The sequence below is a fragment of the Campylobacter sp. 2457A genome, assembly GCF_020135895.1.
GTDB lineage: Bacteria > Campylobacterota > Campylobacteria > Campylobacterales > Campylobacteraceae > Campylobacter_D > Campylobacter_D taeniopygiae.
On sequence record NZ_JACHTO010000002.1, the window covers coordinates 79,143 to 100,185 of the forward strand.

At 29.4% G+C, this 21,043-nt stretch carries 20 protein-coding genes; 8 read left to right on the plus strand and 12 right to left on the minus strand.

Annotation, left to right across the window (positions count from 1 at the left end):
- Positions 1 to 9 precede the first annotated feature (9 nt).
- Entirely contained in the window at positions 10 to 720 is a 711-nt protein-coding gene (gene purC / locus H2280_RS01245) for a phosphoribosylaminoimidazolesuccinocarboxamide synthase (RefSeq protein WP_137623565.1), read from the minus strand.
- Positions 717 to 2,033 carry a S41 family peptidase gene (locus tag H2280_RS01250; protein ID WP_407920019.1) on the minus strand — a complete coding sequence of 439 codons (1,317 nt, stop codon included), beginning with the start codon at positions 2,031 to 2,033 and terminating at the stop codon, positions 717 to 719. Before H2280_RS01250 ends, purC begins: the two co-directional genes overlap by 4 nt.
- 172 nt (positions 2,034 to 2,205) lie before the next feature.
- Here H2280_RS01250 and H2280_RS01255 point away from each other — a divergent pair, with 172 nt between their 5' ends.
- Complete coding sequence (locus H2280_RS01255; RefSeq protein ID WP_246023734.1) at positions 2,206 to 2,493, plus strand: metal-sensing transcriptional repressor; 288 nt, start codon at positions 2,206 to 2,208, stop codon at positions 2,491 to 2,493.
- 126 nt (positions 2,494 to 2,619) lie between these two features.
- A complete protein-coding gene (locus H2280_RS01260) occupies positions 2,620 to 5,199 on the plus strand; it encodes an ATP-dependent Clp protease ATP-binding subunit (protein ID WP_337215431.1) in 2,580 nt (859 codons plus the stop codon).
- Between the two features lie 12 nt (positions 5,200 to 5,211).
- Here the strand turns inward: H2280_RS01260 and H2280_RS01265 are convergent, their stop codons facing one another.
- Entirely contained in the window at positions 5,212 to 5,481 is a 270-nt protein-coding gene (locus H2280_RS01265; RefSeq protein WP_337215432.1) for a hypothetical protein, read from the minus strand.
- 622 nt (positions 5,482 to 6,103) lie between these two features.
- Between H2280_RS01265 and H2280_RS01270 the strand changes: the two genes are divergently transcribed.
- From H2280_RS01270 to H2280_RS01280, 3 genes are read left to right on the plus strand one after another with little or no spacing between them, the layout of a single operon-like run.
- Complete coding sequence (locus H2280_RS01270) at positions 6,104 to 6,397, plus strand: hypothetical protein (RefSeq protein WP_337215433.1); 294 nt, start codon at positions 6,104 to 6,106, stop codon at positions 6,395 to 6,397.
- A gap of 1 nt (position 6,398) precedes the next feature.
- Complete coding sequence (locus H2280_RS01275) at positions 6,399 to 7,121, plus strand: SDR family oxidoreductase (RefSeq protein ID WP_137622912.1); 723 nt, start codon at positions 6,399 to 6,401, stop codon at positions 7,119 to 7,121.
- Positions 7,114 to 8,460 carry an ANL family adenylate-forming protein gene (locus tag H2280_RS01280; RefSeq protein WP_337215434.1) on the plus strand — a complete coding sequence of 449 codons (1,347 nt, stop codon included), beginning with the start codon at positions 7,114 to 7,116 and terminating at the stop codon, positions 8,458 to 8,460. The genes H2280_RS01275 and H2280_RS01280 overlap by 8 nt, the downstream gene beginning before the upstream one ends.
- A gap of 139 nt (positions 8,461 to 8,599) precedes the next feature.
- Here the strand turns inward: H2280_RS01280 and H2280_RS01285 are convergent, their stop codons facing one another.
- The 3 genes from H2280_RS01285 to alaS are packed head-to-tail and all read right to left on the minus strand — an operon-like array spanning position 8,600 to position 13,598.
- On the minus strand, positions 8,600 to 10,522 hold the full coding sequence (locus tag H2280_RS01285; RefSeq protein ID WP_337215435.1) for a penicillin-binding protein 1A: 1,923 nt from the start codon (positions 10,520 to 10,522) through the stop codon (positions 8,600 to 8,602).
- Positions 10,519 to 11,070, minus strand: coding sequence for a septum formation inhibitor Maf (gene maf / locus H2280_RS01290; RefSeq protein WP_337215436.1), 552 nt, complete (start codon positions 11,068 to 11,070; stop codon positions 10,519 to 10,521). Before maf ends, H2280_RS01285 begins: the two co-directional genes overlap by 4 nt.
- Positions 11,064 to 13,598, minus strand: a complete 2,535-nt coding sequence (gene alaS, locus H2280_RS01295) for an alanine--tRNA ligase (RefSeq protein WP_337215437.1) — start codon at positions 13,596 to 13,598, stop codon at positions 11,064 to 11,066. The genes maf and alaS overlap by 7 nt, the downstream gene beginning before the upstream one ends.
- Before the next feature lie 113 nt (positions 13,599 to 13,711).
- Between alaS and H2280_RS01300 the strand changes: the two genes are divergently transcribed.
- From H2280_RS01300 to hemH, 3 genes are read left to right on the plus strand one after another with little or no spacing between them, the layout of a single operon-like run.
- The gene (locus H2280_RS01300) at positions 13,712 to 14,785 is read left to right on the plus strand and encodes a DegT/DnrJ/EryC1/StrS family aminotransferase (RefSeq protein WP_337215438.1); all 1,074 of its coding nucleotides are present in this window, start codon (positions 13,712 to 13,714) and stop codon (positions 14,783 to 14,785) included.
- A 3-nt stretch (positions 14,786 to 14,788) separates the two neighbouring features.
- Complete coding sequence (locus H2280_RS01305) at positions 14,789 to 15,649, plus strand: Gfo/Idh/MocA family protein (RefSeq protein WP_337215439.1); 861 nt, start codon at positions 14,789 to 14,791, stop codon at positions 15,647 to 15,649.
- A complete protein-coding gene (gene hemH, locus H2280_RS01310; RefSeq protein WP_337215440.1) occupies positions 15,646 to 16,551 on the plus strand; it encodes a ferrochelatase in 906 nt (301 codons plus the stop codon). The genes H2280_RS01305 and hemH overlap by 4 nt, the downstream gene beginning before the upstream one ends.
- Here the strand turns inward: hemH and mnmH are convergent.
- The 6 genes from mnmH to H2280_RS01340 are packed head-to-tail and all read right to left on the minus strand — an operon-like array spanning position 16,541 to position 21,043.
- Positions 16,541 to 17,545 carry a tRNA 2-selenouridine(34) synthase MnmH gene (gene mnmH, locus H2280_RS01315; RefSeq protein ID WP_337215441.1) on the minus strand — a complete coding sequence of 335 codons (1,005 nt, stop codon included), beginning with the start codon at positions 17,543 to 17,545 and terminating at the stop codon, positions 16,541 to 16,543. The genes hemH and mnmH overlap by 11 nt on opposite strands.
- A complete protein-coding gene (locus tag H2280_RS01320; RefSeq protein ID WP_137622903.1) occupies positions 17,535 to 18,020 on the minus strand; it encodes an HIT family protein in 486 nt (161 codons plus the stop codon). Before H2280_RS01320 ends, mnmH begins: the two co-directional genes overlap by 11 nt.
- Before the next feature lie 9 nt (positions 18,021 to 18,029).
- The gene (locus tag H2280_RS01325; RefSeq protein ID WP_442862334.1) at positions 18,030 to 18,740 is read right to left on the minus strand and encodes an indole-3-glycerol phosphate synthase TrpC; all 711 of its coding nucleotides are present in this window, start codon (positions 18,738 to 18,740) and stop codon (positions 18,030 to 18,032) included.
- Positions 18,725 to 20,002, minus strand: coding sequence for an ATP-dependent nuclease subunit B (locus H2280_RS01330; RefSeq protein WP_337215442.1), 1,278 nt, complete (start codon positions 20,000 to 20,002; stop codon positions 18,725 to 18,727). Before H2280_RS01330 ends, H2280_RS01325 begins: the two co-directional genes overlap by 16 nt.
- Positions 19,975 to 20,349, minus strand: coding sequence for a YkgJ family cysteine cluster protein (locus tag H2280_RS01335; RefSeq protein ID WP_137623576.1), 375 nt, complete (start codon positions 20,347 to 20,349; stop codon positions 19,975 to 19,977). The genes H2280_RS01330 and H2280_RS01335 overlap by 28 nt, the downstream gene beginning before the upstream one ends.
- The gene (locus H2280_RS01340) at positions 20,339 to 21,043 is read right to left on the minus strand and encodes a tRNA1(Val) (adenine(37)-N6)-methyltransferase (protein WP_337215443.1); all 705 of its coding nucleotides are present in this window, start codon (positions 21,041 to 21,043) and stop codon (positions 20,339 to 20,341) included. The genes H2280_RS01335 and H2280_RS01340 overlap by 11 nt, the downstream gene beginning before the upstream one ends.

Here is a 21,043-nt window from a genome sequence, read left to right on the forward strand (position 1 = left end):
CAATATACCTTAACTTAAAATTCTTTTTAAAACTTCTTCGTAAGCGACTTTTACGCTACCTAAATCTTGGCGAAATCTGTCTTTATCTAGTTTTTCATTGCTAAATTTATCCCAAAATCTACAGCTGTCTGGACTGATTTCATCAGCTAAAACAAGTTCATTATCTTTAGTTAAACCTAATTCTATTTTAAAATCAATTAATCTTAAATTTTTAGAATCAAAAAATGGAGTTAAGATGGAATTGATCTTTTTAGCGATATTTTTAATCTCTTGAATTTGTGCTTCATTTTGAACTAAATTTAAAATCAAACAATGATCATCATTGATAAAAGGATCGCCTAAAGCATCATCTTTTAAGCAAAATTCAACCAAAGCAAAAGGCAAAACTTTACCATCCTCTAAGCCCAATCTTTTTACGATCGAACCTGTAGCAACATTACGCACTATTACTTCTATAGGGATGATTTTGCATTTTTTTACCAATTGTTCGGTATCACTGATACGATCAACTAAATGAGTTTTGATGCCATTTTTTTCAAGCAAATGAAAAATTTCTGTACTGATTTTACAATTTAAAGCCCCTTTGCCGCTTTCATTCCCTTTTTTTTCAGCATTAAAAGCTGTTAAATCGTCTTTAAATTCACTGATTAATAAATTTTCATCATCGGTTTTAAAAAGCTTCTTTCCTTTTCCCTCATACATTAAATCTTTTTTTGTCATAACGCACCCTCCTTAATGTTTAAAATTTTCACCGCATCAATAGCAGATTTTAATTGCGCATCTTCATAAATTTGTTTTAATGTAATGATGTTTTTATCATTTTTGATTTCTTTTTTCTCTTCTTTTTTATCATTAGTTTTTTGAAGTTCATTTTCTAAATGTTGTTTTAATTCGCTTTCTTTTAGATTAAAGCCTTCTTCTTGAGTGCTTACCTTTCCAGGAAAAACTTCAATATCCGGTTTTACGCCTATAGCTTGGATGGTACGACCACTTGGCAAATAATATCTTGCTATAGTCAATCTTAATGCTTCGGTTTTATTAATAGGAATGATTTGCTGCACACTACCTTTTCCAAAAGTATTTTCGCCAACAATCACAGCCCTTTTTAAATCTTGCAAAGCCCCGCTAACAATCTCACTCGCACTAGCACTTCCACCATTGACAAGCACCACTAAAGGAGCATTAGAAATTTTATTTTTTGCTTCTGCTTTGTATTCTTGATTTTCACTAGCTATGCGTCCTTTTTGAGAAACGATCACACCTTTATCTACAAATAAATTAACTAATCCTATAGCTTGACTTAAAAGTCCGCCAGGATTATTTCTAAGATCTAAAATAATCCCTTTAACATTAGGATATTTTTTAAGCTCTTTACTTGCAGAATCGACTACATTTTTATCAAAATTAGTCACTCTTAAATATAAAATATTTTCTTTTTGGATCAATTTTGCATAAACACTCTCAACTTTTATAATATCTCTCATAAGAGTCACATCAAAAGGCTTAGTAGAACCTTTTCTAAAAATAGTTAAAGTGATTTCAGTTTTTGGCTTACCACGCATTTTTTCTACAGCGTCATTTAAATTCATACCCAAGGTTGCTTCATTGTTTATTTTTAAAATGATATCGCCTGATTTTATTCCTGCTTTATCCGCAGGAGTTCCTTCCATAGGAGAAACAACAGTTAAGGCTCCATCTTTCATGCCTACCGTAATTCCAAGTCCTCCAAATTCACCATTGGTTTGAATTTTCATATCATTAAAATCTTTTTCATTTAAGAAAGAAGAATGTGCATCAAGATTACTCAAAAGTCCGGATAAAGATTTATCCACCAAATCACTTATATTTTCATCATCAACATAATATTGTTCAACTATAGCTAAAGTTTTTGTAAGCTTATCTAAAGCTTGCAAGCGTTGTTCTAGTTTTTTATTATCGTCAGCTTTGGCGTGTAAATTTCCAACAAAAAAAACACAAAAAGCCAAAGAGCTTATAAAACCTATTAAAGTGGCTAAAGATCGTTTTATTTTCAAGTGAAACTCCATTAAAATTTTTTCATATTTTTAAAAGTAAATTTTAATAAAAAATGCTTAAGAAATTGTAAATTAAACACATAAAAATTTACATTGCGTTTTCTTTTATTTTTTATGCTAGAATGATTTTAAAATTTTAATTTAAAAAATCAAAGGATTTTTAGGAAGATAAATGCAAAATATAAAAAAACATCAGCATTCACAAAAACATATTAAAGCGATCAGTAATAGACTTAGTCGAACAATTGGACATTTAGAAGCAGTTAAAAACATGGTAAAAAGAGATGAGGATTGTAGCAAAATTTTAATACAACTTGCCGCTATTAAAGCAGCGGTTAATAATACCGCAAAAGCTGTTTTAAAAGAACATTTAGCTCATTGCATCCATCATACATGCTCTGAAGAAAATAAACAAAGCATAGAAGATCTTAATAAAGCTATTGATATGTTTGTAAAATAGCGTTTTTACTATAACTTTATAAAAATGAACTTAAATATATTTATAAAATATTATAAAATAACTTGACATTATATGACTAAAGTTATATAATACGTTTTATATAAATTAATAAAAAAAGGAATCAATATGGCAAATATACAAGATTATTTAACAGACTCTATGCTTTCAAATGTTGAAAGTGCAGCATCTTTAGCAATATATTCTAAAAATAATGAAATTGTTCCTTTGCATCTTTTTTGGGCTTTATGCGTTGATAGCTCAAGTTTGCTTAATCAAATACTTAATAAATTAAATATTTCTAAAGAAGCTTTAGAACTTGAAATTAAAAGCAAAATTTCTAAATTACCGACAAGCTCAAATGTGAATAAAGAAAATATCAAATTTTCAAATGAATTTATCAATTCTTTGGAGACAGCCAAAGGCTTAATGAATGCAAATGGGGATAGCTATTTATCTGTAGATACTTGGCTTATTAGTGAAAGCGAAAAGGATCCGATTAAAGAAATTTTATCTAAGTTTTTAGATCGTAAAGAATTTCAAAAAGAATTACAAAATTTAAGAGCCGGAAGAAAGGTTGATAGTAAAACAAGCGATGAAACTTTAGATAGTTTAAATAAATTCGGTATTGATCTAACTCAAAAAGCAACTCAAGGAGAGCTAGATCCAGTTATCGGAAGAGAAGAAGAAATAGAAAGACTCATGCAAATTCTTATCCGCAAAACTAAAAATAACCCTATTTTGCTTGGAGAACCTGGAGTTGGAAAAACCGCAATTGTTGAAGCTTTAGCACAAAGAATAGTTAAAAAAGATGTGCCAACTTCTTTGCAAAATAAAAGAGTCATTGCGCTTGATATGAGTGCTTTAATAGCAGGTGCAAAATACCGCGGCGAATTTGAAGATCGTCTAAAAGCGGTAGTTAACGAAGTGATCAAAAATAAAAATATCATCTTATTTATAGATGAAATTCACACCATAGTAGGAGCTGGAGCGAGTGAAGGGAGTATGGATGCAGCCAATATCTTAAAACCTGCTTTAGCTAGAGGCGAACTTCATACCATAGGCGCTACCACTTTGAAAGAATATCGCAAATATTTTGAAAAAGATGCGGCTTTACAACGCCGTTTTCAACCTGTTAATGTTCCTGAACCTAGCATCAATGAAGCTTTAGCGATGCTAAGGGGTATCAAAGAAAAATTAGAAATTCATCACAATGTTACAATCAATGATAGTGCTTTAGTCGCAGCTGCTAAACTTTCAAAACGCTATATAGCGGATCGTTTTTTACCGGATAAAGCTATTGATCTGATCGATGAAGCCGCCGCTGAACTTAAGATGCAAATTGAAAGCGAACCTAGTTCTTTAAGAAAAGTAAGAAAAGATATTGAAACTTTAGAAGTTGAAAATGAAGCTTTAAAAATGGAAGATGATAAAAAAAATGAAAAAAGAATAGAGGAAATCATCAAAGAATTAGCTAATTTAAAAGAAAAACAAAGCGCATTAAATTCACAATTTGAAAATGAAAAAGGTGTTTTTAACGAAATCAGTGTCAAGAAAAAAGAAATTGATCTTTTAAAAAATGAAGCCAATTTAGCTAAAAATAAAGGCGAATTTCAAAAAGCGGCTGAATTAGAATATGGAAAAATTCCTAGCCTCGAAAAAGAAGTGCAAAACTTAGAGGAAAAATGGAAAAAGATGAGCGAAAATGGCGTTTTGCTTAAAAATCAAGTGGATGAAGACTTAGTCGCTGGAATTTTGAGCAAATGGACAGGTATTAGCGTACAGAAAATGCTTACTTCTGAAAAACAAAAATTCTTAGAGGTTGAAAAACACTTAAAAGAAGGCGTTATAGGACAAGATAAGGCCTTAAATGCTTTAGCAAGAGCCATTAAACGCAATAAAGCAGGACTTAATGCAGACAATAAACCTATAGGAAGTTTTTTATTTTTAGGACCAACTGGAGTAGGAAAAACTCAATCGGCCAAAGCTTTGGCAAAATTTTTATTTGATGATGAAAAGGCTATGATACGCTTTGATATGAGTGAATTTATGGAAAAACATAGCGTTTCAAGACTTTTAGGAGCGCCTCCAGGATATATAGGGCATGAAGAAGGTGGAGAACTAACCGAAGCGGTACGTAGAAAACCTTATAGCGTTCTTTTATTTGATGAAGTTGAAAAAGCTCATAAAGATGTTTTTAATGTGCTTTTAGGAATTTTAGATGATGGAAGAGCAACAGATAGCAAAGGCGTAACGGTGGATTTTAAAAATACCATTATTATTTTAACCTCTAATATCGCTTCAAATGCAATCATGACGCTAAATGGAGAAGAAAAAGAAAATGCGATCAAAAATGAATTGAAAAATTTCTTTAAACCTGAATTTTTAAATCGTTTAGATGATATCATTACTTTTAATCCTTTAGGACAAGATGAGGCTTATGAAATTGTAAAGCTTTTATTTAAAGATTTACAAAATAGTTTATCAAACAAAGGTATCAAAGCAAATTTAAGCGAAAATGGAGCGCTTTTAATCGCAAAAAATGGTTTTGATCCTGACTTTGGAGCTAGACCATTAAAAAGAGCTATTTATGATATGATAGAGGATAAATTAAGCGATATGATCTTAGCTGATGAACTTAACGAAAACGATAACATTTTAATCGATGCTGAAAATGATGAAATTGTGATCAAAAAAATACAAAATTGAAAGTAGAAATTTCTACTTTCTTGATTTTTTAAATTCCTTCCTTAGTTTTCTTATCTCAAACCACAATTTGATATACCCCCCCCCGTACCAATTATTATTAGCCCTTATTAAAGCTTCTCCTAGTCTATAAGATAAATGTTCTTTAAATTTTAAAGCTTCCTTATAATCAGTATAAGATTCTAAAGGAGGTAATTTTAAAGAAGGATCTTTTTTTATTTTTTGTTTATAAATTTTTTGTTCTTGTTTGTGCTTATCTTTTATATAAGATAAAACATAAGGCATTCTTATAAAACCTACTCATCAGAAGTAATTATTATTTCGAATTGATGATTAAATTGTTTATTTTTACATGAAAAATGAAAACAAGAAATATTATTAGCAATATTTTTTCCAAATTTATACATTTATAGAAGTCAATATATGAAAGCAATCAGGATTCATAAAAAATCATTAAGATTAAATTTATTTACAATATTATTAATATCTATACTTTAGCTTTATATTGTATGATATTTGCATTTCAATCATGTTTTATCTTAGAATCAAATAACAACCAATATTATTATTTTGCATTAATTTAAAATATCAAAAGTATTAATATATCTATATAATATTAACTTTTATTACTAAATAATCTGCTTTTTTAAGCACACCTTAATTTTCTTTTCTTTTTAAAGAATAAAGTTTATATAGAGCAGATATCGAGTCTAAAAATAAATTTGTAAAATTGATATTATCTTAGTTTGAACCAACTTCTAATCCACCCATAATTCTACCATTATTTGCATCGATTAAAGCTATATTTTCATACTTTAACTCGCTTTTATAAGATCTAATCATTAATTTTAGTTAAATTTTGTTATAATGGTACAAAATAATTCTTAAAAGACAAGGTTAAATCAAAATGAAAGAAAAAATTCAAACTTTAATAATAAATGCGTTGCTTAATTATGGAAATGATTATGAAATTGAAGAATTAAAATCTGTCAATTCCGAAACAAAGCTTTACAACGGACTTGGTGGATGTTTAGATTCTTTGGCTTTAGTTAGTTTAATTTCTGATTTAGAAGAAATTTTGAGTGAAGAATTTAAAAAAGACATAATTTTAGCAGATGAAAAAATGATGAGTTCTAGAAATTCTCCATTTAAAGATGTTGATTCTTTAGCAGAATATATTATACAAAAAATTGAAGAATAAGATGCAAAAAATTATTGTTATAACTGGAACCAGAAAAGGCATAGGTAAAGAACTTAGTGAGTATTATTTAGAAAAAAATCATATTGTTTGCGGGTGTTCAAGAGGCAAGGCTAGCATAAACCATCCAAACTATAGACATTTTGAATTAGACGTTAGCGATGAAATGTCAGTTGTCAATATGATTAGAAATATCAAAAAAGAATTTAAAAAAATAGACATATTGATCAATAACGCAGGTATAGCCTCGATGAATCACCTATTAACAACGCCTAATAAGAGTGTAGAAAATATTTTTAACACTAACTTTTTTGGTAGTTTTTTGTTTATAAGAGAAGTGGCTAAAATTATGAGTCAAACTTACAAAAAAGAAAATACTTCTATGCCTTATAGAATTATCAATTTTTCTACAGTAGCTACTCCTTTAAGATTAGAAGGCGAGGCTATATATGCAGCTTCAAAAGCAGCTATTTGCAGTCTTACTCAAATTTGCGCTAAAGAATTAAGTCCTTTTGGCATCACTTGCAATGCTATAGGCCCTACTCCAGTTCCAACGGATCTTATAAAAAATGTTCCTAAAAATAAAATTGATGATTTATTAAATAAACAAGCTATAAAAAGATTTGGTGAAGTTAAAGATGTGATTAATGTTGTTGATTTTTTTATAGATGAAAAGAGTGATTTTATAACAGGACAAATTCTTTACTTAGGTGGCATTAATGGCTGAATTTAGCAATGATTTTTTAAAAAAGATATTTAGCTCAAAATATCAAGATTATCATGCTTTAATTTATGAAAATAAACATTATACCTATAAGCAATTACGCGAAAATACCCTTAATAAAATTGAAATTTTAAAAAGCAAAACTAATAGTAAATTAGTTGCAATTATGGGCGACTATGATTGTGATAGCGTGGCTTTATTTTTAGCTTGCATAGAATTAAACAAAATCGCCATTCCCTTGATTGATGAAAAAGAAATTGATAATAAATTAAAAGAAATTAATTGCGATATCTTATTTAAAGATGGACAAATTAGTTTCAATGATCAACAAGATAATTTAACCCAGCATGAAATTATTAAAAAACTGACAAGTCAAAATAAAGCGGGGTTAATTTTATTTTCAAGTGGCAGCACTGGAAAACCAAAAGTAATTGTACATGATTTACAAAAAATACTTAATTCTTATATTGATAAAAAATACAAACATATCAATATGCTTCTTTTTCTAATGTTTGATCATATTGGTGGATTAAATACCTTATTAAATTGTTTGAGTATGAATGCTTGTGGTATAGCAATAAAAGATAGAAAAAATGTTGATTTATTGGCAGAAAGTATAGAAAAATATAAAATATCGCTGCTGCCAGCTTCTCCGTCTTTGCTCAATTTATTCTTAATTTCTAATGCGGTTGAACAATACGATTTAAGCTCTTTAAGGTTAATTACTTATGGAACTGAAAAGATGTCTGAGGCTTTATTGGAAAAATTAAAAACAGTATTTCCTAAAGTTAAATTTCTTCAAACATTTGGCACAAGCGAAATAGGTATTGCACAAACAAAAAGTTATAAAGATTTTATTAAACTTGAAAATGTTGATTATAAAATTATCAACAATGAGCTTTTTATAAAGAGTAATACTCAAAGTTTAGGATATTTAAACGCTGACAATTCTGCTTTTGATAACGAGGGATATTTTGCAACTGGAGATTTAGTTGAAGTTATTCATGAAAATGGCGAAGAATATATAAAGATCATAGGCAGAAACAAAGAAATAATCAATGTTGGTGGAGAAAAAGTTTTACCTCAAGAAGTCGAAGGAATAATTTTGCAAATTCCTTTTATTCAAGATTGTTTAGTATATTCTCAAAAAAATCCTATTACCGGACAAAGCGTGTGTGCTAAGATAGTTCTAGAACAAGGAAAAACATTAAATTCTTTAGAACTCAAAAAAGAAATTAGATTATTTTGTAAAGATAAATTAGCAAATTATAAAATTCCCACCAAAATAGAGATTGTCGAAAAACTAGAATTTAGCGAAAGATTTAAAAAAGTAAGAAATTAATAAGCAATTTTTATTTTTTATAACAATTTTATTTTTTTAAAAATATATACTTTTACTTTTAAAAATTTTAAATTAAATTGGTTTTATAATCCAATTTAATTTTTATTATATTTCAATCTTACTTCAATTTATTTTCGTTTTAAAACAAAATCTCATTTTCATTTAAATTAATATTATTTCTTGGCAAAGGTGATTTATCTGTATAATAAGCACTTTTGCCTTTGTAAGTTCCTTGATAAACTCCATTTGGAATGCTGAATTTTCTTGTTGTATTTGGGAATTTCTCTATATATTGAGTTAAAAAGTCCTTAAATACTGGTGCCGCAGTTCTAGCTCCGCTTTCTGTATAACGCATTGGCTTGTTATTATCATTTCCATACCAAATCAATGCTTCAATCTCTGGAGTAATCCCACAAAACCAAGCATCGACATTTTTATTTGTCGTTCCCGTTTTTCCAGCTATATCTATACCTTTAACCTTAGCATTGCGACCTGTACCACTTTCTACAACATTTCTCATCATATCTAGCACTAAAAAGCTTTGTTCTGGATTACTCACTCTATGTTCACTTGAGTCAAATTTCATAATCACTTTGCCATCTTTATCTTGAACTTGTCTTATAATTTGAGGTTCTTTTATCACCCCATAATTTCCAAACATAGTATAAAATTTAGAATACTCCAAAGGAGAAATTCCAAAACTTCCCAAAACTATAGATAAATTCGGCGGAATATCCTTAAAACCAAATTCCATCAATTTAGAATAAAGCACATTAAGTCCGATATCAAGTGCAAGATTAATCGTGGCAAGATTTCTAGAACGCGTTAAAGCTTCTTTAAGAGTGATCAAACCTAGGAATTTTCCACCATCATTTTTAGGTTTCCAAACCTTACCTCCACCTGAAAAAATTCTAGAAATATCCGCAATTTCACTCATAGGAGAATAACCTAAATTAATCGCTACTTGATACACAAAAGGCTTAAAAGAGCTTCCTGGCTGACGCATACTTTGAGTAGCACGGTTATAATTGCTTTTTTCATAATCCACTCCACCAACAAGCGCCAAAACATCACCACTTTGATGATTAACAACCACCATGGCACCATTTAAAGTACTTAAATTTGCATCTTTATCACGCTTTACAATTTCATCATAACCAAATTTTAAAGCATTTTGTGCCATTTCTTGAACATCTAAATCAATATTTAAAGTGATTTTATAACCACCCGTTCTTAAATCCTTAATACTAGAACTAAGTTGCTTCATCACCTCATCAACAACATAGGGAGCGGCATTTTGTGTTAAGGTATCATTATAAATTTTAGGCACCTCTTTCATAGCACTATCATAATCACTTTTAGAAATCCAACCTAAACTATACATTCTTGTTAAAACATTATTTGCCCGTGAAATAGAAAGATCTAAATGTTTAGTTGGATCATAGCTGCTTGGTGCTTTAGGAATACCAACTAGCATTGCAATTTCTTTAAGACTTAATTCGCTTAAATTTTTATGAAAATAGCCTTGTGCAGCAGTTTTTACGCCATAATATCCATGTCCAAAAAAGATAAAATTCAAATATCTTTCTAAAATTTGTTCTTTGGTTAGTAAGGTTTCAATTTTATAGGCAAGTAAAGCTTCTCTGATTTTCCTTGTGATGGTTTTTTCTGGAGTTAATTCTGTATTTTTTATAAGTTGTTGAGTAAGAGTAGAAGCACCTTCTACAGGCTTACCAACATTTTTTATCACCTTCAATCCTGCTCTAAAAATAGCATCAATATTAACACCATTGTGCTCAAAAAAACTCGTATCTTCAATCGCCACTAAAGCTTCAATCAGACGCGGAGGCAATTCATCATACTTTGCGTAAAAGCGATGCTGTTCAAAGATATTGGCGACTAATTTTCCATTTCGATCAAAAATTTGCGTTGTAAGCGGTGGTTTATATTCTTTAAAGGTATAATCTTGAGTATCCACACTTGCAAAGAGATATCCAACATAAATAACACCTGCGATTAACAATAAACCAAAAAATGAAAAAATATATCTTAAAATTTTCATAAATAAGCCTTTAAAGTTTGGGTATCAAGCCCTAAAGCTGTACTTGAATTTCCTATTTGTTTTTTTATAAATTGCCCATGAAAACCTTCATGCATAATGCAACCTGCCTTACCTTGAAAAAGATTATTTTCTACATAATCTTTTAAGGCATTTTTATCAAATTCTCTAAAATAGAGCGTTGTTTTAGAAAGAGAAAAAACTCTTTTTTGAGTATTAACCAATAAAAAAGCACTCAAAATACTTGCACTTTTACCATCTTGTAAAGTGAGCATTTCATAAGCTTCATTTTTATCCTTTGCTTTGGTTAAAATTTTATCTCCTATACAGACAATGCTATCAGCAAAAAGCACAGTTTCATTTAAAAAATCTTTTTCAAAAGCAGCAAAAAATTGTTTTTCCTTTTGAAGAACGACATTTTGAACATATAAACTTGCTAAAATATTTTTATTTAAATTTTCATCATAATCAAAAGCAATTTGCTTAAATTCAATATTTTCCTCTTGGAGCAATTTTGCCCTCGAAGAAGAACTTGATGCGAGAATTAACATTGAATTGCTTTTTCTATATGATCCAAGCTTTGTTTTAAAGCTTCATCAAGTTTAGTTATATCTTTACCCCCTGCTGTGGCAAAATCATCTCTTCCACCACCATTTCCACCTAAAATTTGCGCCGCTTCTTTAACCAAAACTCCAGCTTTTAAAGGAGTGTCTTTTACTCCAGCTGCAAGAAGAACTTTACCCTCTTTTACTTGAGCAAGTAAAATCACAGCTTTACTAAATTTATTTTTAAAATCATCAATCATAGCTTTAATATCGCCGTTTTGGATACTTTCAACGCAAATTTGTATCCCATTAATATTTTTTGATTTTAATTCTGTTTTATTTGAATTTCTTAATTCTTCTTTTAAGATAATAATTTCGTTTTTAAGTTTTTTTATCCCATTTAAAACATCATTATTTTTTAATTCTTCTTTGATTTTAGCCATTTCATCAAGCTGACTTTTTACAAATTTTAAAGCCGCTTTAGATACAACCGCTTCTATGCGTCTTATGCCCGCACTCACGCCACTTTCTTTAACGATATAAAAACTACCAATCTGTGCTGTATTTAAAACATGAGTTCCACCACAAAGCTCTTTACTTTCTCCTAAAGTTAATACGCGAACATTATCTTGATATTTTTCATTAAACAAAGCTATAGCTCCGCTCTTTTTTGCTTCATCTAAAGACATACTTTCAAGCACTGCATCGCTTGAAAGTATAATCATTTCATTGACTCTTTTTTCAATGCATTCTAGCTCTTCTTTGCTTAAGGCTTTAGGATGGGTAAAATCAAATCTTAATTTATTAAATTCTACCAAAGAACCTGCTTGAGAAACATGACTGCCTAAAATTTCTCTTAAAGCATGATGTAAAAGATGGGTTGCTGAGTGATGACGTGCAATCTGCTCTCTTTTTTCAAAATCAATCTTTGCTTTTATATTATCATTGATTTTTAATTCTTTATTAGCATTTACAAAACTAAGATTAAGTCCAAAGAATTTTTGAGTGTCTAAAACTTCACAATCATCTAAAAATCCCACATCAGCACTTTGTCCACCGCTCGTTGCATAAAAAGGCGTTTTTTCAAGCATCACCCAACCTTTACCCCGAAGGGATGAAATTTCTTTAAAATTTTCATCTAAAAGAGCAAGAATTTTAGTTTCGCATTCTATTTTTTCATAACCAACAAATTCATTTTCTCCAAATTTTTCAAGTAAAATCTTAAAATCACCACTCGCATTTTTACTTCCACTTCCTTTCCAAGAAGCCTTGGCACGCTCTTTTTGCTCTTGCATTAAGGTTTCAAATTTTTCCTCATCCACTTTAAGATTTTTTTCTCTAAGCATATCTTGAGTTAGATCAAGCGGAAAACCATAAGTATCGTAAAGCTTAAAAGCAACTTCTCCGCTGAAAATTTCTTGAGTGTTTTTAAGCTCTTCGTTAAAAATTTCAATTCCATTTTCTATAGTGCTTAAAAATCTTTCTTCTTCAAGCCTAATTTGTTCTTTAACAAATTCTTTTTTTTCATTTAAATAAGTGTAATGATCTCCCATCAAATGACAAACTATATCAACTAATTTATACATAAAAGGCTTTTTAAATCCCAACAAATAACCATGTCTTAGAGCGCGACGCAAAATTCGTCTTAAAACATAGCCTCTACCTTCTTTATCAAAATTTGTCCCTTGGGCAAGTAAAAACACACTAGAGCGTATATGATCAGCGATCACTCTAAAACTTGCACCACTTTCATATATATATTCTTTTTTACAAAGTTTGGAAATTTCATCAATAATTGGCATAAATAAAGAACTATCAAAATTACTGAATTTTCCTTCCTTGATCGCCATAACTCTTTCAAGACCCATTCCTGTATCAATACTTGGCTTTGGTAAAGGACTTAAAGTTCCATTAGCACTTCTTTCATACTGCATAAAAACAAGGTTCCAAATCTCTAAAAATCTATCTCCATCCCCACCCATATAATCTTCAGCGCTATTAAAATGTTCAGCGCCTTGATCATAAAAAATTTCACTGCAAGGACCGCAAGGGCCTGTATCGCCCATTTGCCAAAAATTATCCTTATCTCCAAATTTATAAATTCTTTCTTTTTCTATGTGCTTTTGCCAAATTTCAAAAGCTTCATTATCATCTTGATGAACGGTTACATAAAGTCTATCTTTAGGAAGTTTTAAAATTTGAGTAACAAATTCCCAAGCATAAGAAATCGCTTGTTCTTTAAAATAATCTCCAAAGCTGAAATTTCCAAGCATTTCAAAAAAAGTATGGTGGCGTGCTGTATAGCCAACATTATCTAAATCATTGTGTTTTCCACCCGCTCTAATACAAGTTTGACAGCTTGTTTTTCTTGGAGGATTTGGACGCGGAATTTCTCCAGTAAAAATACTTTTAAAAGGTACCATACCTGCGTTAGTAAAAAGTAAAGTTGCATCATCAGGAACTAAAGGGCTTGAAGGGGTGATTTCATGTCCTTTAGAAGCAAAAAAATCCAAATAAGCTTTTCTAATATCCATAAAGACTTCCTAAAAGAATTTTTATAAAATCATATAATACCAAAATTACTTTAAATTAAGTAAAACTAAACTACAATAAATATTTAAAAACTCTTAAAAATGCAAAGGTATATATGAATTTCATTAATCTCAATGCACAATATTTAACTTATAAAGATGAAATTGATGCTGAAATTCAAAGCGTTTTACAAAGCTCTTCTTTTATAGGCGGATTCAAACTGAATGAATTTGAAAAGAATTTAGCCAATTTTGTAGGCATTAAACACGCCATAGGGTGTTCAAGTGGAACTAGCGCTTTGTATTTAGCCTTAAGAGCCTTAGATATTAAAGAAAATGATGAAGTGATTGTTCCTGATTTTACTTTTATTGCAACAGCTGAAGCTGTAGCATTAGTGGGCGCAAAACCTGTTTTTGTGGATATCAACCTTGATAATTACAATCTTGATTTTAAAGCCGTAGAACAAGCTATCACATCTAAAACAAAAGCGGTTATTGCTGTGAGTATGTTTGGGCAAATGAGTGATTTAAAAAATTTAAATGAAATGCTAAAAAGTAAAAATATCACTCTTATAGAAGATGGGGCACAAAGTTTTGGTGCAAATTTTAAAGGAGAAAAATCTTGCTCTATTGCACCTATTTCTTGCACCAGCTTTTTTCCATCTAAACCTTTGGGTGCTTATGGAGATGGAGGAGCCATTTTTTGCCATGATGATGCTTTAGCACAAAAAATAAGAATTTTACTCAATCACGGACAAACCGAGTGTTACAAGCATGAATTTATAGGTATAAACGCACGTCTTGATACCCTTCAAGCAGCTATTTTAAATGTGAAATTAAAACATCTTGAACAAGAAATTGAAAAAAGACAAATTCTAGCCAAAATCTATAATGAAAATTTAAAAAACTGCGTGATTCCAAAAATCGATAGCAATGCTAAAAGTGTTTATGCACAATATAGCATTTTAGTGGAAAATAGAGCAAATATCTTGCAAAAATTTGAAAAAGCCAATATACCTTATGCTATTCATTATCCAACCCCGCTTCATAAACAACCTTGCTTTAAAGAGACAAATCATTTAGAAATTAAAAATTCAAGCTATGTGAGTGAGCGTATTTTATCTTTACCTTTTTCAGCTTTTTTAGAAGAAAAAGAACAAGAGCAAGTTATTGATCTTTTCAAGGATTAAAAAATGAAAATCGGTATAATAGGCCTTGGTAAAATGGGGCAAAATCATCTCAATGAACTTGCTAGAAATTCTCATTTTAAAATCAATGCCCTATTTGATCTTTATCAAAATTCAAATTTAAGCCAATTTGACAATATTTTTTTCGATAATCTAGATGAATTTATAAAACAAAATAATGATATTATTATTATCGCAACGCCTACAAATTCACATTTAGATATTGCAAAAAAAGTTTTAAACTCTGCAAAAGCACTGCTTATAGAAAAACCTTTGGCTTTAAATTTAGCACAAATTGAAGAATTAAAACAAATAGCACAAAATAAAAAAATAGCTGTGGGCTTTTGTGAGCGTTTTAATCCTGCTATTTTAGCCTTAAAACAAAATTTAAAAGATGAAAAAATTATCAGTATAAACATACAAAGATTTTCACCTTATCCACAAAGAATTAATGATGTTGGGATTTTACATGATCTAGCCGTGCATGATCTTGATTTGATTCGCTTTTTAAGCCAAAAAAATATCACAAAAACCAAGATTATCAAACGTTTTACTCAAGATAAAAATAGAGAAAGTGAAAGTATCTTAGCTTGTGAGCTTGAAGGGATTATAGCTTCTTTGCATCAAAGTTGGAATTGCTCTTTAAAGCTTAGAAAAATTCATCTTATAACAGAAAATCATTTTTTTGAGGCTAATTTGGCTGATTTTAAATTGCTTAAAGACGGCAAAGAAATTCAAATAGAAAAAAATTCTCCTTTATTTAGTGAGCATCAAGCTTTAGCGAATTTAATCAACAATAAAGAACATTTCCTAGCAAACATTGATGATGCCTATGAAGTCCAAAAAATCTTAGAGGAAGAAAATTGAAATTAGTTTTATTTTTAAACATGGGCGGAGCCACTCATTTAGAAGATTGTAAAACTTTTTTAAAAAATATGTTTAATGATCCTTATATCTTAGGAATTAAAAATAGATTTTTAAGGCGATTTGTGGCTTGGATGATAACCTTATCACGCACCAAAACCATGCAAAAAAATTATATTAAAATGGGCGGGAAATCTCCTTTAAACGAAATTACACAAAATTTATGTCACAAACTCAATTCCTTACAAAATGAATTTAATTTTGATTTTGTCAATTTATACGTCCCGCCTTACGCTAATGAGGTTTTAAAAAAATATTCCTTAAATTCAAAAGATGAAATCATCCTTTATCCACTCTACCCTCACCACTCTTGCACCACGGTAACTTCTTCACTTGAAGTTTTGCAAAGAGAAATTGAAAAATTAAACATCACTAGCAAGATTAAAATAATGGATATTTTTTATAAAGATGCAAATTATAATCAAATGATTATTTCTCATATCTTAGATAAAAAAAATCAATTTGATACCAAAACTCTTATTTTTTCAGCCCATTCTTTGCCAATTTCTCTTATACAAAAAGGAGATTTGTATGAAAAGCATATTAATGAGCATATTCAAATTTTAAAAGAAAAACTCAAAAATCATTTTGACGAAATCATTCTTTCTTATCAGTCTAAGCTAGGGCCTGTAAAATGGCTAGAACCTAGCACAAGCGATATTTTGGCAAAACTTAAAAATAAAGCCTTAATTTATCCTATATCTTTTTGTATTGATTGCTCTGAAACTATCTTTGAACTAGGTATGGAATACAGACATTTAGCTGCTAAAGATTATGCATTAATTTCTTGTCCAAACGATAGTGATGAATTTATTGATTTTATTTTAAAATCTCTTAAAAATTAATTCTATGTTTAATTTTTAAAAAATTCAAAAGCTCTTCTTTAGCCTTTGAAATATCATCGGTATTGAGTTTAAAATCTATTTTTTCTGGCTGTTTATAAGTTTTATCATAATATTCTAAAAGCATTGTGATAAGTTTATTCCACTCTTTTTTTTCATAATTTTGCAGCAAATCTTGCTTGAAATTGGCACTAATATAAGGAGTAATTTTTGCAACACATTCTTTAAATTTTAAAGAAGTCATTTTATTTTTATAAAATTTTTCAATTCTTTTAATGCGATTTTCCAAAGAACAAAAACAATAAATTTTAAAAGCATTTTTCATACTCTCATAAAGCTTTAAAGGTAAGATTATTTCTCCGATTTTACGACTTTCACTTTCAATAAAAGCAAAATCATTAATCTTGCTAATCTTATCAAAAAGTAAAGATTCAAAAGCTTTTTGAGTGGGTTGATCACCCAAAATATTTCCAAAAGAAGATCCTAAATGATTTGCCATTTTTTCTAAATGAATGGCATGAGGTAAAGATTCTAAAAGCTCACTTTTTCCACATCCAGTATTTCCACAAAGCGAAAATAACTTCAAATTTAAAGTTTGATCAAAAAAATTCAGTAAAAAAGCCCTATAAGCTTTAAAACCTCCTTTTAAACGTACTACTCTATAGCCTAATTCACTTAAAATAACCGCTATAGATTTAGAACGCAATCCACCTCTAGCGCAATAAATTCCAACCTTAGATCCTATGCGAAATTCTTGAGTGATAGTAGGAATATGACAAGCCATATTGGCACAAATATAGCTTGCACCCTCTGCTTTAGCTAAAGCCTGATTTTGTTTATAAAGTGTCCCTATTTTTTTATGTTCATCATCGTTTAAAGCATAAAAATTTAAAGCTCCTTGAAGATGAGAATGGGTAAATTCTTTCGGACTTCTTGCATCGATTAAAAGATCAAATTTTTCTTGATTAAAATTTTCAAATTCTAATTCACTTAACATTGTTAAAAGCATTAACTAATTTATAATACACATCTTTTAAATCTGTACCACAAACCCTAGTTTCTCCTATAGTTGTAATAAAATTAGTATCTCCAAACCAACGAGGCACCAAATGATAATGACAATGCATCGCAATACCTGCTCCCGCATCTTTACTTAAATTCATCCCGATATTAACACCGCTTGCATGAAGTTCGTTTTTTAAAATCTTAACCCCCTCTCTTACCCAATAACTCATTTCTTGCCAAATCGCCTCATCTAAATTTTCTATATGCTCTTCATGTAAATAAGGTATGATCATAAAATGTCCCGCAGAATAAGGATAGCGATTCATCACAGCAAAACAATGCTTAGCTCTAAAAATAACGCCTAATTTTTCATCATCATCTATTTTATTAGCACAATCGCAAAAAGGACATTTGCTCTTTTCTTTCTCAAAATATTCACTTCTCCAAGGCGCGTATAAGTATTGCATTGAATTTCCTTAATGATTTACATTGCTTATTAAAAAAGCATCTATACCTAATTTTTGCAAGTATTGTAAATTTTCTTCATCATTAACACTAGCAATAATGATTTTAGAATTTGGAATTTGACCTATGAGTTTTTCACATACTTGCACATAGTTTGAAAAATTTTCATCCTCATTACAAATACTTACAAGATCAGATCCAGCTAAAATCGCCTTGCTTAAATCCTCTTTATCGCAAATTTCAACCAAAGCTTCAAGTCCTAAATGTCTTGCAAATTCAAGCAATTTTTTAAGCTCTTTAGCGCTTAGCATTTTAGCGATCAATAAAATAAAATCTCCACCATAGACTAAGGTTTCTAAAATTTGATACTCATCGATAATAAAATCTTCTCTTAATAAAGGAATTTGAGTGTAGCGACGTATCATACTTAAATTTTCAAGCACGCCATTAAAATACGGCCAAGTAGATATAGAAAGAGCAGCCGCTCCTTTTTTTTCACTCTCTAGAGCCAAGGGTAAATTTTGATTTAAATCCTCTTTAATTTGAGGGATCAATTTTATCTCTTGATCTATTCTTTTTAAAGCCTTATGCACATCTTTAGGAAAAAAAGGATTTGAAGCTAAAGATCGACCCAGCATATCATAGGGTAAAATCTTTTTTCTCTCTTCAAGTTCTTTTTGAATTTTTTTATAAATTTCATCTCGTTTTATAGCTTTAAACATTTTTTTATTGCCTTTATATGAGCTTTACTTTCTTCAGAATTTGAAAACTCTTTATCTTTAAAAGTTTTTTTCAAAATTTCCCAAGCCTTATGACAATCTCCAAGCTTATAATATCCCCAAGCCAAAGAATCCAAATAATACAAATTCTGCGGATCTTTTTTCAAAGCAAGTTCTACAAATTTAATCCCTTTTTTAACATCTAAATCATAATCAATCAGTAAATATCCATAATAATTTAAATACAAATCATTAGTATTTTCATCAATCGCTTTTTCAAATTTTTCCTTTACAGCTTGTATGATTTTGGGTGTAATTTTTTTCTTTAAACTCGCATCTTCAAATTCAAAAACTGCAGCACGCAAAAGGTATTCTTTATTGTGAGTGCGTTGATAAACCTGCATACTTAAATCTTTAGCTTGATTATAATATTTTAATTTTTGATATAAATACAATTTAATATCATCATCCAAATTGTATTCTAAAGCGATATTTAAAGCTTGTTTGACTTGATTTTCAGAATTAAGCAACTCAACCGCGGATAAAATAAAATTCTTACTTTTAGTGATTTCATAAAGCTGAAGATAAACCTCTACTAAAGCTTTATAATCTTTTTCATCGTTATAAATTTTTGCAAGCAAAATACAAGTTTTTAAAGTGCATCCATTTGTTTTTCTAGAATTTTCTAGCAATTCTTTAATGCTAGCTGTATTATTTAAAATCGCATAAACGCTTACAAGTTTTAATAAAATTTCCTCATTTGAAGCATAATTATAAGCTAAACGATAGTATTTTGCAGCATTTTTAAGATCATTTTGCTTCACTAAAATATCACCATATAATTCTAAATTTCTTGGATCATTATTTTCCTTTTTTAAAAGCTCTTGCACTAATTTTTTAGCATTTTTAAGATCATGAGAATTAAGATCATAAAGGGCACTAAGACGCTTAAGATTATCATTTTGATTTAAATAAGGCTTTGCTATTTTGTTGATTTCTTTTTTTTGATCAAGATCATTGACTAAAGTAATTAAAAATGCATTTTCTAAAAAATGAGTATTATTATAATCCTTAAAAAGCTTTAAAAACTCATCTCTAGCTTCTTTATTTTGGTGAAAATACTCATAATTATAAGCTTTCATCACCCTTAAATCAAATTCATTACTTTTAAATTTTTTATAATCAGGATAAACAACGACGGTTTTAGAACCGGCACAAGCACTCAATAAAATAGCGATTAAGATAAATAAGTAATTCCTATACATTCTTTTTTTAATTCCTCTTGATGTGTTTTAAAATATTCCCAAAAAGGAAAGGTGCGACATTGCATTGGACGATAATCATAAATTGAACAATTTCTATTTATAGGATCAAAAAAGATACACGCGTATCCGCCTTCAAATTCAACCTCTTTAAAACTCATTTTAAAACCCACTTTTCTAAGATATTTTAAAGCAAATTCTTCCTCACTTAAGCCTAAATATTCTCTTAATTTTTTAAGCTCCTCTTTACTTGCAAAAATATTACCGCTATCTCCAATGCAACATTTTCCGCCACATTTTTGACACGCATTTTCATCAAAGCAATAAGAAAAATCTTTTTTAAAAATCATAACTTTCCAATATAAACCTAGAGTGAATTGTTTGCATTTTTTGACTCAAATTTCCATTTTCATAAACAAAAAATGGGGGCAATATCTCGCAAAAAGACTTTACGCTTTTTCTAGCCTCAATCAAAACAAGTCTAGCTTTTTCATTTTTATCACTATGCACAAAACAAATTTTAGTCATTTTTAGCTTTTTCTTTTCTAAAGTCACACAAATTTTATCAAACGCTAAAACCTCATAACAAAAACACAAAATACCCCTAGGTTTAAGCATAGAATTTGCCTTAGAAATAAATTCATCCAAAGGTAAATAGGATTGAAATTTACTGATATTTTTATGTAAATTTTGACTCTTATAAGCTTCTTGTCTATAAAAAGGAGGATTAGAGACTATAAAATCGAATTTTTTTTGGGTATTAAAATTTAAAAAATCATCGCAAAAAACCTCAGCTTCTATATGATTGGATTTTAAATTTTGCTTGATAAGTTGTATATTTCTTTCTTGGATATCGATCATTGATAACTTGATTTTTTCATTAAATTTTTTAAGTAAAATGCCTAAAATTCCACATCCAGATCCAACATCCAATAATTCATTTTTTATCCCACATTCTAAAATAAAATCAGCTAAAATTAAAGAATCACTATTGTAACGATAGCCATCTTTTAATTGTGCTAATAAAATATTTTCTTGTTTCAT